This is a genomic window from Schnuerera sp. (assembly GCF_035459645.1).
Taxonomy (GTDB): Bacteria; Bacillota; Clostridia; order Tissierellales; family Tepidimicrobiaceae; genus Schnuerera.
In genome coordinates, this window is the sequence record NZ_DATHXO010000102.1 from 1 (window position 1) to 15,746 (window position 15,746).

Genomic DNA, 15,746 nt, shown 5'->3' on the forward strand with positions numbered 1-15,746 from the left:
GAAGAAAAAGAAGTGGAAAACAAAGGCATAGATGAATTAAAACAATCAAATAAAAAAACCATTACAATGGCTCTATCTGTTATTCCTGGTGCAGGTCATATGTATCTAGGTTATCAGAAAAAGGGATTGGCAATAATGGGAGCCTTCTTCTTTACCATATTCTTTATGGGCTGGTTAGGTTTATCCTTATTCTTGTTTGTTTTACCTTTAATATGGTTTTATAGTTTCTTTGATGCATTACATTCTTTTAGTGAAGATGATGGCATTAAAAAAGAGGATAAGTTTGTTTTACCCAATATTAAATCCCAATGGATAGGTTGGGGACTTATTTCAATAGGAATATTAATAGTTATAGAACGTATACTATATCCTTTAATTCCTGGTGAAATAAGGAACTATATCCAAACTTCAATAGTATCCATAATATTTATTGCTGGAGGTATTAAACTTTTAAATAAAAGTAAGGGAGAAGAAGAGGAAGGTGAAGAGATATGCAAAAAAGACGAGTAGGAACTATTTCCATGGCAATTGTTTTAATTTTCTTTGGAATTTTAATATTCATCTCTCAAATAAGTAAAGTGTCAGCAGTAGAATGGGGAATGAAATTTTGGCCTGCTATACTCTTTTTAATTGGTGGAGAAATACTATGGTATAGTTATAGATATAAAGAAGAAGATATAAAGATTAGATATGATATATTTAGTATTTTCATTGTATTAATAATAGTCGGCGTAAACTTAACAATCTATGGATTTATTGAAATAGGTATGATGGATAGGTTTAGTTCTATGATATTAGCCGAGACTTATAGTTACCAAATTCCTAATAATGAAATTGAATTAAAAGAAGATATTAAAAAAATAGTTATAAATCCTCCTAATTATACAAATCTAACTATTAGAACGGGAAATGATAGTAAAATATCCCTAAATGGTTCTTTAGATATTACAACAGATAGGGAAGAAAAAGCAAAGGAACTCTCAAACAATGAATACATTAGAACCAACAAATCAGGAGATACTTTATATATTTCATTTGTAGGTAACTATATCCATAGCAATGGAGCTAATAATGTTTATCCTAATGATTTTAGTTTAATAATACCTGAAAATAGAGAAGTTGAAATTAATGGTGGTAATGATTTACAATTAATAGTAGGTGATATTGGAAAAGACTGGGTTATAGATGATGTTAATAGAACTAAAATTAGACTGAACAGTAATATGGATTTAAAAATAACTGCTTCTGTAGATAATCGAGAAGTATTAAGGGGAAATGTTAAATGGGATGTTATAGAAAATAATAAGGAAGAGTTGTCAAATGCAAAAGGAGAATTAATATATGGAGAAGGGAATAATAAGATAAATATACTAAATTGCCATGAAGTAGTAGTTGATGAATTGGAATAATGAACAAATTCCAGTCTTTTCACAAATATATTATGATAATGAGAGGGATAATATGTGTACAGGTATAAAAATAAATTATGAAGATGGTTGTGTCATGGGAAGAACAATGGATTATGAAATTCCGTTAAATTATAATGTAACCTATTTGCCTAAAAATTATAATTTTTGTAATGATTTAATGGGTAAACCATTGTATTCAAAATATATGGCATTAGGAATATGTTTTGAAAATCGTGAACCATTGAAAGACGGTGTAAATGAGCATGGATTAATAGGGATTACTAATGCTTTTTCAGGGTTTAATCTTTATGCTAATAAAGTGAAATCGGGAAAGGTTAATATTTCTAGTTTAAATTATTTCACTTATGCACTTACAAACTACAAAACTGTAGAGGAATTAGTTGAAGACTTACCAAATATCCATATTTCTACTAAAGACCATAGTGGAGAAAATGTAATTTCACCAGATTTTCACTTTATGTTTGCAGATTCTACTAAAAGATGCATTGTTATTGAACCTAAAAGAAGGGAATTGAAATGTTATGAAAACCCATATGATGTAATGACCAATTCACCGGGCTTTGAATCTCATGTTAGAAGACTGAACCAACTTTTAGATTTAGATAATCTTGAAGATTTTAATTCTGTTAAAAATCTGCCAGGAGGCTATGATCCTATTTCTAGATTTATTAAAGCCTTTTATCTAACTAAAATGAATATTAAACCCAATAATTATAAAGAAGCACTTTCATATTCTTATAATATAATGGCTGCAATGACTATGCCAAATGGATTTGTTAGAAATGAAAAATATAATCACAATACTTATACCAGATATATTTGTTCATATGATTCAAAACAAAAATTATTAACTATAAAATCTAACACTAATCCAGTGGTCTATCAATTAGGGTTTGAAGATATAGAAGATAAGGATAAAAGACAAGCGTTTTTCTTAGATACCGATTTTGTCGTAGAAAAGTTGGTGAATAAACGGGTTGACACATAAAGGGGTTGATATATAAAGGGGTTGATATATAAAGGGGTTGACACATAGGTCAACCCCTACAATGGAGAATGCATCAGGGTTTGAGGGTAGGGTCAGACCCATGTGTCTGCCCTTTACAATTTAGAATACATCACATTTCATTTTCTCTGTTTATAATATTATAAATATGGTATTATAAACATAATTATCATTAAAACATATTGAAAAGGAGTTTAGCATTATGACTGACCATTTAAAAACAAACTATATAATTGAAGATAAAATTACCATAAGAAAAATTCCAGCTATTTTATTTAGACCGAAAGAAGGCAAAAAACTATTACCGACAATAATTCTATATCATGGCTGGAGTTCAAATAAAGAACTACAAAGGATGAGAGGATTTATATTATCAGCAGTAGGCTATCAGGTAATAATCCCTGATGCAATCTATCATGGAGAAAGAAACCCTCTTCGAAACTATGATATAGATGATGCCACAAAGTATTTTTGGAAAACTATATTAAACAATATAGAAGAATCCCATATTATCATAGAAGATGCAATATCAAAATATGGTGCTGATTCAAATAAGATTGGAGTTATAGGGAACTCTATGGGTGGATTTACTGCAGCAGGTGCATTTACACATAATCCTATTATAAAAGCTTTAGTAGCATTTAATGGATCGTGTGGATGGAGAAATTTTAATAAAAGATTTAAAGAATTCAATGAAATATCTATAACTGGTCAATTGGAGAAAATTGAAGGTAAAGTTAATAAATTAGATCCTCAAAATAATTTAAACTTATTAATGGATCGACCAATTCTTCTATTGCATGGAGATAGTGACAATGTAGTACCTATAGAAAGTCAGCGTATTTTTTATAATAAAATTAAACCGATGTATAAATATAAAGACAAAATAAAATTTATAGAATATCCAAATTTAAACCATTTTGTCACCACCAATATGATGGAGGAGAGTATAGCTTGGTTTTATAAATATTTGTAGGCATATTAATACAGTTATTAAATTTTATAATACCTGATGAGGCTATATGGAGAATAATGGGTATAATAGATTAAATAAAATATTTATGGAGGGATACCATGTTATTTGATATAATTTCCCCAATATATGCCTTGTTTTTCGACTATCAGGTAAAGTATTATAAAAAAATATTAAATAGGATAAAGAATGAAGTAGATATTAGTAAATATAAAAGGGTACTTGATTTAGGCTGTGGTACTGGCGCCTTATCCTATGCTTTACAGGATTTAGGCATAGAAGTAGTAGGTGTAGACCCATCATCAGGGATGCTAAAGCAGGCAAGAAAGAAATTGAAGGGAACTCAAGTAGAATTGATAAAGATAAACCCAGGAGAAAAATTACCCTTTGATGAAGATAGTTTTGATTTAGCTATTTCATCCTATGTAATCCACGGACTAAATCCAATGGAGAGAAAAGAGATATATAAGGAATTGTGTAGAATCTCAAAAGGGAAAGTAATATTTCATGACTATAATCAAAACAGATCCCTAATAACAGATATAGCTGAATTTCTCGAAAATGGAGATTACTTTAATTTTATTAAAGTGGCCAAATCTGAAATGGAAAAACATTTCAAAGATGTTAAAGTAGTAGATGTAGATAAAAAAGCTGCTTGGTATATACTTAAACATTGTAATATATAAATAATTATCAAAATTACTGTTCTAATATGATTTATCATTTTAGAGCAGTTTTTGTTTAATATTATTGACAAAAATTACATACTATATTACAATAGACTTAGCAGTCTAGACCAGATGGTCTATAATATAAAACCATGTTTAGGTTTGAAAGGAGTGGTATCCATGTTTCAAATTAACAATTTGACTTTTAAATATCCTAAAAATGAGGAATATACTATCAAGGGCATAACTTTCCAGATTAAAGATGGAGAAATATTTGGACTTTTAGGGCCCAGTGGGGTAGGAAAGAGTACAACCCAAAAAATTTTGACAAAATTATTGGAAAAGTATGAAGGGGAAATATTATACAAAGGAAAAGATTTAAACTTATATAATAAATCCTATTACGAAGAAGTAGGGGTAGGATTTGAAATGCCTGTTCATTTTTCAAAATTAACTGCTGATGAAAATATAAATTTTTTCAAAAAATTATATAAATCCAGTGTAGATACAGATAATTTACTAAGGAGAGTAGGATTATATGAAGATAAAAATAAAAAAGTAGGAGAATATTCAAAAGGGATGAAGGTTAGGCTAAATTTTGTTAGAGCTATGTTAAATGATCCTAAGATTTTGTTTTTAGATGAACCTACTAATGGATTGGATCCTCATAATGCAAGGATAATAAAGGAAATAATAAAAGAATTTAAAGAAAATGGAGGAACAGTACTATTAACTACCCATTTAATGAATGATGTAGATGAACTTTGCGATAGAGTAGCCTTTATGGCCCATGGTAAAATAGCAGAAATAGATACTCCCAAAAATCTAAAACTTAAACATGGAGAGCGGAAGGTAGAAGTAGAATATAGAATAGGAGAAGAAATTGAAAAGGAATCCTTTGATTTAGATTCTTTAAAAAACGATCAAAAGTTTATTGAAATAATAAAGACAAAGGAAATATTGACTATTCATAGTAAAGAGATGACCTTAGACGATATTTTTATTCAGGTAACAGGGGTGAGTACAGATGAATAGTTTCACAGTTTTATTTTCTGGTGAATTGCAGAGGATGAGAAAGTACAATATTTTAACAGCTGGGATTTTAGTTGCATTATTATGGGTAGGGGTATTATTCTTTACAAAAATAGATGATATAACTAGCATGGTTCCATTAGTTGTATTTATCGACTCTACTGCTATGTCTATGGTGTTAATTGGAGCCACTATGTTTTATGAAAAGCAAGAAGGAACTATTAGAACCATATTAGTGTCACCTATCAGTAAAACTGAATATATATTAGCAAAAACATTTGCAAATATCACTTCCAATTTAATAACTTTAGTTCTTATATATGCTTATGCAAAAATATTTAAAGAAATAAACTTAAATTTTTTTGGACTTATAGGTTCAGTGATATTAATAGCATTTTTTCATTCATTAGTTGGATTTATATTAACATTTAATACTAAAGATTTTACCGAGATGTTAATGGGGATGATGAAATATACTTTTATATTTACAATACCAGTTTTATTAGATCATATAGGATTTATTAAAAATGAAACTATTGACAAAATTCTCCATATAGTACCTACTAAAGCATCGGCAATTTTGTTAGAAGCTACTGGTGGAGAAATAGATAGTGGGAAAATATGGTTTTCAATAGTATATTTAGTAATTGCATCTTTAGTGTTATTTATAATAGTTATGAAAAAATTTAGTGACTTTCAAGTTAAGGAAAGTGGTGAATAATTATGTATAGTAATTTTATTAAATATGAAATAAAAAAATGGAGTAGGGACTCTATGATGGGATTTATGGCTATGTATCCATTTATCTTTGGATTAATTGGAAGATACATGTTACCTTGGATAGCTGAAAAATCAGATTTTAGCATAGATTTATATGCAGATTTAATCATTGTAATATTGACATTAATGGTCCCCATATCCTTTGGAGCATTAATAGCATTTTCCATTCTTGAAGATAGAGATGATAATATCCTTACATCTGTGAAAGTAACACCATTAAGCATTAATCAATTTTTGTCCTTTAGATTTTTTATAGTATTAGTTTTAGCTTATATTACAACCGTATTTGTTATTTGGTTTTCAGACATTGGGAATATACCATTAAAAAATATATTTGCAATTTCATTATTAGCGTCTTTAGAAGCTCCTATGTATGGATTGTTGATTAACTCCTTATCAAACAATAAAATTGAAGGATTTGCTGTAATGAAGGGATTTGGTATATTTATGATATTCCCTATTATAGCTTTGTTTTTCATTGATAAAAAGGAATTATTTTTTTCCTTTGCTCCAGGTTTTTGGGCAGCTAAATCCATAAGTAGTATAATAAGAGGAGAGGGAGTACTTTATTTAAGTTATTACCAATATTATTTTATTGGGATTTTGTATTTAATATTATTAAACATAGGTGCTTTTAAACTATTTAAGAGAAAAGTAGAAATATAACTATGGTAGAAAGCTGTTGAGGTGGTAATATTGACTGAAAACAAAGAAAAATTATTTGAAAAGCGAGAAGAACTTATAAATGTAGCAATGAATGAATTTGGTAAAAAAGGCTATGAAAATGCCTCTCTCAACAATATTTTAAGAGAGGTAGGCATAAGTAAAGGCACCTTCTATTATCATTATAAGAACAAAGAAGATTTATATATGCATTTGATGGATATTATTACAGAGGAAAAACTTAAATTCATATCCGATAGAATGGATCTTATAGATTTTGATGAAGATGTATTTACAGTATTAAGAAATCTGATGAAAATCGGAATGAAATTCGCAAATAAAAATCCCAATATAAGTAAATTCACCCAAAGTTTTGTTAAGGATTTGGGAACACCAATACACAATGAAATATTTAGAAGATATCTTGTTAGTAGAACTGATTACTTAAATAATATAACTAAGGAATACGGTTTTGAAAGTATGGATTATATATCAAATTTAATAGAAAAGGCTTATGAACGAGGTGAAATTAGAGAGGATTTACCTATAGAATTTGTTAGAAATATTATAAATCACCTATTTATCAATTTACCTCAAATAGTTAATTCAGCTAATTTAGATGAATATGAGTTAGCAGTTAACTATTTGATTGATTTTATTAAAAATGGACTTATGAAGGACTAAAAACTTCCCTAAAATTCAGGGAAGTTTTATTTGAATATAAACTCCTTGACATAAGGACTAAACTCTGTTAATTTATAAAGAAAAATATTATATTAAAATTTAATAATACAGCTATAATTAGGTAAGGATTTATAATAATTGTGGTATACTATTTATAATAAAAATGATAAGGAGGAGTTAGATTTGGAATTTGTAGGAGAAGGTTTGACTTTTGATGATGTGCTATTATTACCAGGCAAATCGGAAATATTGCCTAAGGAGACTAAAATAAATACCCATTTAACTAGAAGTATAGAATTAAACATTCCTCTAATGAGTGCAGGAATGGATACTGTTACAGAAGCGAAGATGGCAATTGCCATGGCTCGTGAAGGTGGCATAGGTATAATCCACAAAAATATGAGTATTGAAGAACAAGCTTTAGAAGTGGATAAAGTGAAAAGATCGGAACATGGTATAATAACGGATCCTTTTTCCCTTTCAAGATATCATGATGTTTCAGATGCATTAGAGTTGATGGAAAGATACCATATATCGGGAGTTCCCATAATAGAAGAAGACAATACTTTAGTTGGAATTATTACCAATAGGGATATTAGATTTGAAACGGATACAACAAAAAAGATAGATGATGTAATGACTAAAGAAAATTTAGTAACAGGTACTAGAGAAACCACTATGGATGAAGCATTAGAAATAATGAAACAACATAAAATAGAAAAACTGCCTTTAGTAGATGAAGACAATAAGCTAGCAGGTCTTATAACTATTAAAGATATTGAAAAATCTATTGAATATCCAAACTCCGCAAGAGATAGTTCAGGAAGATTATTAGCAGGAGCAGCTGTAGGTGTTACTCAAGATATGATGGATAGAGTAACTGCTTTAGTAAATGCAAAAGTAGATTTAATAGTAGTAGATACTGCCCATGGCCATTCCTTAGGTGTAATCGATGCAGTAAAAAGGATTAAATTAGAGTATCCAGAGCTTCAAATAATTGCAGGAAATGTAGCTACAGCAGAAGCTACTGTAGATTTAATTGAAGCTGGAGCTGATGCTATAAAGGTAGGGATAGGACCTGGTTCCATATGTACTACAAGAGTAGTTACTGGTATTGGTGTACCTCAGGTAACTGCTGTAATGAATTGTGCTAAAGCTGCAAAAGAATATAATATACCAATTATTGCAGATGGAGGAATTAAGTACTCTGGAGATATAACCAAAGCCATAGCAGCGGGAGCTAATGTAGTAATGATAGGGTCCTTATTTGCTGGAACTAAAGAAAGTCCAGGAGAAGAGGAATTATATGAAGGAAGAAGATTTAAAGTCTATAGAGGCATGGGGTCAATCGGTGCAATGCAATCTGGCAGTAAAGATAGATATTTCCAAGAAGATACTAAAAAATTAGTACCAGAAGGAGTAGAGGGTAGAGTTCCATATAGAGGGCCTTTGGGAGATGTAGTATACCAACTTATCGGTGGTGTAAGGTCAGGAATGGGATACGTAGGAGCTAAAAGTATTGAAGAATTACAAGATAAAGCAAGATTTATAAAAATAACAGGTGCTTCCTTAATTGAAAATCATCCTCATGATATAAACATCACAAAAGAAGCTCCTAATTATAGCAGAAGATAGGAGGAAACAATTTGATTTTAATCCTAGATTTAGGTGGGAAATTTAGTAGATTCTTAGGAAGAAGAGTTAGGGAGTCTAAAGTATATTGTGAAATACTCCCTTATAATTACTCCTTAGATAAAATTAAAGCAAAAAAACCAGAAGGTATTATCATATCTGGTGGAGAGGCAAGAGATATGGTATCTATAGATAAAAAGGTATTTGATTTAGGTATACCTATTTTATCTATAGGCTATGGTGCAGATATAATGGCAGAAGTTTTTAAAGGCAGCTCAACAAAACCTAAGGTTTACCATTATAAATTTGAAGATATTGAAGTAGACATAGAAAGCCTATTGTTTAATGGACTTGATGGGAAGATGTCTCTTTGGATAGATAAAGAATATGTATTTGACCATATTCCAGAAGGATTTAAATCTATAGGGAATTTAGATGGAAAAGTTGTAGCTGTAGAAAAAAAAGACCAGAAAATATATGGAGTTAAATTTCATCCAGAAATTGAAACCTCAAATGAAGGGAAAAATATTATAGATAATTTCCTATTCAAAATATGTAATTGCGATAAAAAATGGGATATGGAGGAATTTATCTATAATAGTATTGAGGAAATAAAAAATCAAGTGGGAAATAGAAAAGCTCTATGCGCCTTATCTGGTGGGGTAGATTCTTCTGTGGCTGCAGTATTAGTACATAAAGCCATAAGAGACAATCTAGTATGTGTATTTGTAGACCATGGGCTTCTCAGAAAAAATGAAAAAGAACAGGTGGAAAAAGTATTTAGAGATGAATTCCATATAAACCTTATAACAGTAGATGCAAGGGAAAGATTTTTAAAGAAACTCAAAGGGGTTTGTGATCCAGAACAAAAAAGAAAGATTATAGGGGAAGAATTTATCAGAGTATTTGAAGAAGAACAGAATAAACTTGATGATATAGGATATTTAGTTCAAGGTACTATTTATCCAGATGTAATAGAATCTGGACTAGATGGAGAAGTGGCAGTAAAAAGCCATCATAATGTAGGAGGACTTCCTGAGGATATAGATTTTGAATTAGTTGAACCTTTAAGACAATTGTTTAAAGATGAAGTAAGAGAAGTAGGCAAACTTCTAGGAATAAGAGAAGAGATAGTAGAAAGACAACCCTTCCCAGGACCAGGACTTGGAATTAGAGTTTTAGGAGAATTAACAGAAGAAAAACTTAGTATAGTTAGAGAAGCAGATTATATATTTAGAGATGAAATCAAAAAAGCAGGTTGGGATAAAAAAATCTGGCAATACTTTGCAGCACTACCCAATATAAAAACAGTAGGAGTATCCCAGGGGGAAAGAACCTATACCTACACTATAGCTTTAAGAGCCATTAACAGTGTAGATGGTATGACAGCTCAATGGGTAAAACTACCTTTAGAATTATTGGAAAAGATTTCAAATAGGATTACAGAAGAAGTACCACTTGTTAATAGAGTAGTATACGATATAAGCAATAAACCACCAGCGACAATTGAGTGGGAGTAGTACCCAGTGAAACGAACGACAGTGAAAGTGAAGTTGAACTGAAGGTACTACCCCTGTCATGGTTGGCGAGGCATATACCGACCAAAGGAAGGTATAAGGCCGCAACCTACGGCGGGATTACTATACAAAAGTCTTGGAACCTTTGGAAACAGGGGAACCAAGACTTTTTAATTGGCATATAAACGGGTTGACACATAGGTCAACCCCTACAGCATTGAAACCATCATATATTGTAGGGATGGACCTATGTGTCCATCCGGTTTCATATAGACACCATTTACAATAGGCATCGCAGTGATTTTAGCATATATCATGGTTGAGCGTAGGGGCAGACCCATGTGTCTGCCCTCCAATGACACAAAGCAAAAAGTGTTATATCAAACTATAGCATTGACATTTCTAAAAATAAGTGCTACTGTTATAGTAAGATATAGCAAACCTTAGGAGCTGATTAAAATTGAGATACGAATCTGAAGCAATACTTGAAAAAAATTTAATAGATTACTTAAGTAAAAATGGATATGAAAGAGTAAATATCACAAACGAAAAAGAACTAATAGATAATTTTCGAAAACAGCTTTGTAAATTTAATGAGGAAAAGCTAAAAGGCGCTCCCCTTACAGATAGGGAATTTCAAATAGTAATGAATAGAATTGAAGGTAAGGGAATTTTTGAATCTGCAAGGATTTTAAGAGATAAGGTTGAAATCCAAAGAGAAGACGGAAGTCCCCTTTACTTAGAACTTATAAATACTAAGAAATGGTGTAAAAATTTATACCAAATTACCAATCAAATAACCGTTAGAGGTAGGTATGAAAATAGATACGATGTAACCCTTCTTATAAATGGACTTCCACTAGTTCAAATAGAACTGAAAAGAAGAGGGCTAGATATGAAAGAAGCCTTTAACCAAATTTGTAGATATAAAGTTCATTCATATACAGGACTTTTTAGGTATATTCAAATATTTGTAGTATCCAATGGAGTAGATACAAAATATTTTGCAAACTCCGATGGGGAATTAAATTATAAGTATACTTTCTTTTGGACAGATAAAGAAAATGAAAGAATTACTAATTTAAAAGCCTTTGCTAATACATTTTTAGATAAATGTCACATTTCAAAGATGATTGCTAGATATATGGTTTTAAAGAAAACAGAAAAACAATTATTAGTACTAAGACCCTACCAAGTATACGCAGTAGAGGAGATAGTCAAAAGAGCATTAGAAACTAATAACAATGGTTATATCTGGCATACAACAGGCTCTGGAAAAACTCTAACATCCTTTAAAGCAAGCCAAATCCTTGCCAATGAAGAAGGGATAGATAAGGTGTTTTTCTTAGTAGATAGGCAAGATCTAGACCATCAAACGGAAAAAGAATTTAATGAATTCCAACCCGGTTCAGTCGATAGAACAGATAGCACAGAAAACTTGGTGGGACAAATAAAGGATATTTTAAATCCAATCATCGTTACTACGATTCAAAAGATGAGCAATGCTATCAAAAACCCTAGATATAAAGATATAATGGAGCCCTATAGAGATAAAAAAGTAATATTCATAATAGATGAATGTCATAGATCTCAATTTGGAAAAATGCACAATCAGATTAAGGAGCATTTTAGAAATAGTCAATACTTTGGATTTACTGGGACTCCAAGACTTCCAGAAAATAAATCAGAAGACGATAGGACTACAGCAGATTTATTTGATAAATGCTTACACCACTATCTCATAAAAGATGCAATTCATGATGGGAACGTTCTAGGATTTTCAGTAACCTATATCAATACTTTAAATGCAGATTTAAATGAAATAGCTGCAGAAAAAGTTCAAGCCATAGATACCCAAGAGGTTTGGCAAGATGATGAAAGAATAGATTTAATCACAAACCATATAATAAATTTCCATGACCAAAGATCTAGAAATAAAGGATATAACGCCATATTTGCAACGGATGGGATTCCTTCCTTAACTCTATATTACGATAAATTTAAAGAGATAGATCATGACCTTAAAATAGCAAGTATATTTACCTACGAAGCAAATCCAGACTTATCCGGCGGAAAGGTACATGGTAGAGATAGTATGGAAAGAATGATTAAAGATTATAATGAAATGTTTAATACAAACTTTTCAACAGATACCTATGATGCCTATAGAGCCGATGTAGATAAAAAGATAAGAGAGTGTAAGATAGATATACTTTTAGTTGTAAATATGTTTTTAACAGGATTTGACTCTAAAAAATTAAATACTCTCTATGTAGATAAGAATTTAAAATATCACAACTTAATTCAAGCTTATTCCAGAACTAATAGACTAGATTCAGAGAAAAAGCCCTACGGAAATATAATATGTTTTAGAAACTTAAAGGAAGCAACTGACGAAGCTTTAAGAATATTTTCTAAAACCGATGATATAGACTCGGTACTTGCAAAATCCTATGAAGAATATCTAGCTATATTTAGGCAGCAAGTGGAAGCTGTTACAAAAATATCACCAAATCCAGATGAAATTGATAATATGGAAAGTGAAGAAAAGCAAAAAGAATTTGTACTAGCCTTTAGGGATTTAACCAAAACCCTTGTTAGAATGGAAAACTTTAAAGAATTTGAGTTTACAGAAGAAAGCATAGGATTGGATATCCAAGAATATCAAGATTATAGAAGTAAGTATTTATTAATAAAAGAAAATCATGATAGAAACAAAACAGAGAAAGTATCCATATTAGATGATATAGATTTTGCCCTTGAAATAATGCATAGGGATAAGATTAATGTAGATTATATTATGAATTTAATTGAAAAGATAGATTTAGAAGATGAAAAGCAGAGAGAAGAAGATATTAAATATATTGTAAAGGAATTAGAAAGAGCAGACAGTGAAGAGCTCAGAAATAAAGTAGAATTGATAAAGGAATTCTTAGATAGAGTAGTGCCGAAGCTTAATAAGGAAGATTCTATAGAAAATGAATTTACTAAATTTGAACAGGAGAGAAAAGACAGGGTAATAGGAGATTTTGCCATAGGAAATAGACTTCCTAAAGAACAAGTGGAAAGCTTAGTTCAAGAATATGAATTTAGTGGAATTATAGATAGGGAGGAAGTAAGCGACACTCTCACAGAAGCTAATTATTCATTTGTGGAAAACATAAAGAAATCCAAAGAACTAGAAACCTTTATTAGAGAAGTGGCCGAAGAATATAAATAAGGGAGGTAGAAGATGAGGCTAGAGGACATAGCAGATATAACCCAGGGAATAACTTTAAGTAGAATAAGAATAGAAGATAATATGGAAGTAGAAGATAAAATAGTATATTCCTTTGAAACAGAATCCAAAGTTAAAGTTCCTAAAGATGTAAAAAAGGTAAATCAAAATATACCAGTAATAGAGAAAGATATGATACTTTTTAATATTACATCTTATAATGCTAAAAAAGCTACTAAGGAAGACTTGGGGAAGATAGTACCTTCAAATTATGTAATAGTAAAGATTAAAGATGAAAATGTAAACTCTGATTATTTAGCTTGGTATATGGACCAAAGTGAAAGCTTTAGAAGAGAGATTCATAAGCTAAAACAAGGCTCTACAGTACTAAGTATATCAATAAACGAATTTAGAAAGATGAGTATAAAACTGCCAAGACTAGAGTTTCAACAAAAACTTGGCAAGATAAATAATTTAAATAGAAAGAGAAAAGAACTTTTTATAGAAAGACAAACTCTAATAGAGAAATCACTTATAACAATAAATGAGGAGGAAATGAGAAATGGTTGAGGAAAAATTACACCAACAAGAGCTTTATAAAAGATTATGGAATATGGCCAATGAACTTAGGGGAAATATGAATGCCAATGAATTCAAGGATTATATATTAGGAATAATATTTTATAGATATTTATCTGAAAAAGTAGAACAAAGAGCAAATTATATACTTAAAAATGACAATATGTTATATAAAGAAGCTTGGGAAATAGAAGACATAAGAAAACCCCTTACCAATGCATTAATAACCCAAAGAGGATATATGATAGAACCAAAATACCTATTCTCCACCATGATAGAAGAGATTGAAAAAGGAGAAAGCGGAAAGTTTGATGTGGAATATTTGCTTGAAGCTATAAACAATATTCAAGAATCCACATTAGGTCAGGAATCCCAAGAAACTTTTGAAAATCTATTTGATGATATGGACCTATCTTCTACAAAACTAGGAAAGACAGTTAAAGCAAGAACTAATCTAATGGCAAAAATCTTAGTCCTTGTAAATGAAATCTCCTTTACACAGGATGATACGGAAATAGATATACTAGGAGATACCTATGAATATCTAATAGGAAAATTCGCCGCCAATGCAGGTCAAAAGGCTGGAGAATTCTACACTCCCCAGGAAGTAAGTAAAGTATTAGCTAAAATTGTAACATTAGATAAAGACGAGATAACAGATGTATACGACCCAACTTGCGGTTCTGGCTCCCTTCTTTTAAGAGTGAATAAAGAAGCCAAAGTAGGAAAGTTTTATGGACAAGAACTAAACTCTACAACATATAACTTAGCTCGTATGAATATGCTACTTCATGAAGTACATTATTCAAGATTTGATATACAAAATGCAGATACAATAGAAGAACCACAACATATGGAAATGACATTTGAAGCAGTAGTAGCTAACCCGCCCTATTCCTCAAAATGGAGTAGTGATAAGAAATTTGAACAAGATGAAAGGTTTTCAGGCTATGGGAAATTAGCACCAAAGAGTCGTGCAGACTATGTATTTGTTCAACATATGATCCACCACTTAGCGGACAATGGAACTATGGCAGTAGTATTACCTCATGGGGTATTATTCAGAGGTGGAGCAGAAGAAACTATAAGAAAATATCTTATAAAAGATAAAAACTATCTAGATGCAGTAATAGGCCTACCAGAAAATTTATTTTATGGAACAGGAATACCAACTTGTATATTGGTTTATAAAAAATGCAGGGTTAAAGATGATTCTGTACTATTTATAGACGCATCTAAAGGATTTGAAAAAGTTGGAAACAAGAACATGCTCAGAGCAGAAGATATTGATAGAATAATAGACACTTATGCCAATAGAAAGGAAATAGAAAAGTATTCCCATAATGCTACATTAGAAGAAATAGAAGAAAATGACTACAACCTTAATATCCCAAGATATGTAGATACCTTCGAACCAGAACCAAGAGTAGATATAGATAAAGTTAAGACAAGACTTAATGAAATAGATGGGGAAATAGAAGAGATAGATAAAGAGATAAATAAATATTTAGAAGAACTAGGATTGTAGAGAGGGGAGCGTTTAGCAGTGGACAATGGACAATTGA

14 protein-coding genes are annotated in these 15,746 nt (G+C 30.6%); all 14 read left to right on the forward strand.

Going from position 1 to position 15,746, the window contains the following annotated elements; genetic code table 11:
- A partial coding sequence (locus VK998_RS02420; protein WP_325225071.1) for a hypothetical protein occupies positions 1–510 on the forward strand: 510 nt, incomplete at its 5' end.
- Complete coding sequence (locus VK998_RS02425) at positions 492–1,409, forward strand: hypothetical protein (protein ID WP_325225073.1); 918 nt, start codon at positions 492–494, stop codon at positions 1,407–1,409. The genes VK998_RS02420 and VK998_RS02425, both read left to right, overlap by 19 nt.
- Positions 1,396–2,418 (forward strand): linear amide C-N hydrolase, encoded by a 1,023-nt coding sequence (locus VK998_RS02430; protein WP_325225075.1) that lies wholly within the window; start codon positions 1,396–1,398, stop codon positions 2,416–2,418. The genes VK998_RS02425 and VK998_RS02430 overlap by 14 nt, the downstream gene beginning before the upstream one ends.
- A gap of 220 nt (positions 2,419–2,638) precedes the next feature.
- The gene (locus VK998_RS02435) at positions 2,639–3,412 is read left to right on the forward strand and encodes an alpha/beta hydrolase family protein (RefSeq protein WP_325225076.1); all 774 of its coding nucleotides are present in this window, start codon (positions 2,639–2,641) and stop codon (positions 3,410–3,412) included.
- Positions 3,413–3,510: 98 nt separating this feature from the next.
- Positions 3,511–4,095 carry a class I SAM-dependent methyltransferase gene (locus tag VK998_RS02440; RefSeq protein WP_325225078.1) on the forward strand — a complete coding sequence of 195 codons (585 nt, stop codon included), beginning with the start codon at positions 3,511–3,513 and terminating at the stop codon, positions 4,093–4,095.
- Positions 4,096–4,257: 162 nt separating this feature from the next.
- Positions 4,258–5,112: an ABC transporter ATP-binding protein gene (locus VK998_RS02445; protein WP_325225081.1), complete on the forward strand. Its 855-nt coding sequence runs from the start codon at positions 4,258–4,260 to the stop codon at positions 5,110–5,112.
- Entirely contained in the window at positions 5,105–5,830 is a 726-nt protein-coding gene (locus VK998_RS02450) for a fluoroquinolone export ABC transporter permease subunit (RefSeq protein WP_325225084.1), read from the forward strand. The genes VK998_RS02445 and VK998_RS02450 overlap by 8 nt, the downstream gene beginning before the upstream one ends.
- A 2-nt stretch (positions 5,831–5,832) precedes the next feature.
- On the forward strand, positions 5,833–6,555 hold the full coding sequence (locus tag VK998_RS02455) for an ABC transporter permease (RefSeq protein WP_325225087.1): 723 nt from the start codon (positions 5,833–5,835) through the stop codon (positions 6,553–6,555).
- 30 nt (positions 6,556–6,585) lie between these two features.
- Positions 6,586–7,236, forward strand: coding sequence for a TetR/AcrR family transcriptional regulator (locus tag VK998_RS02460; protein ID WP_325225089.1), 651 nt, complete (start codon positions 6,586–6,588; stop codon positions 7,234–7,236).
- Between the two features lie 183 nt (positions 7,237–7,419).
- Positions 7,420–8,871, forward strand: coding sequence for an IMP dehydrogenase (guaB, locus tag VK998_RS02465; protein WP_325225092.1), 1,452 nt, complete (start codon positions 7,420–7,422; stop codon positions 8,869–8,871).
- Positions 8,872–8,882: 11 nt separating this feature from the next.
- Entirely contained in the window at positions 8,883–10,388 is a 1,506-nt protein-coding gene (gene guaA, locus VK998_RS02470; RefSeq protein ID WP_475513923.1) for a glutamine-hydrolyzing GMP synthase, read from the forward strand.
- Positions 10,389–10,845: 457 nt separating this feature from the next.
- Positions 10,846–13,605 (forward strand): type I restriction endonuclease subunit R, encoded by a 2,760-nt coding sequence (locus tag VK998_RS02475; RefSeq protein ID WP_325225095.1) that lies wholly within the window; start codon positions 10,846–10,848, stop codon positions 13,603–13,605.
- Between the two features lie 12 nt (positions 13,606–13,617).
- Complete coding sequence (locus VK998_RS02480) at positions 13,618–14,172, forward strand: restriction endonuclease subunit S (protein ID WP_325225097.1); 555 nt, start codon at positions 13,618–13,620, stop codon at positions 14,170–14,172.
- Entirely contained in the window at positions 14,165–15,709 is a 1,545-nt protein-coding gene (locus VK998_RS02485) for a type I restriction-modification system subunit M (RefSeq protein ID WP_325225099.1), read from the forward strand. Before VK998_RS02480 ends, VK998_RS02485 begins: the two co-directional genes overlap by 8 nt.
- Positions 15,710–15,746: the final 37 nt, after the last annotated feature.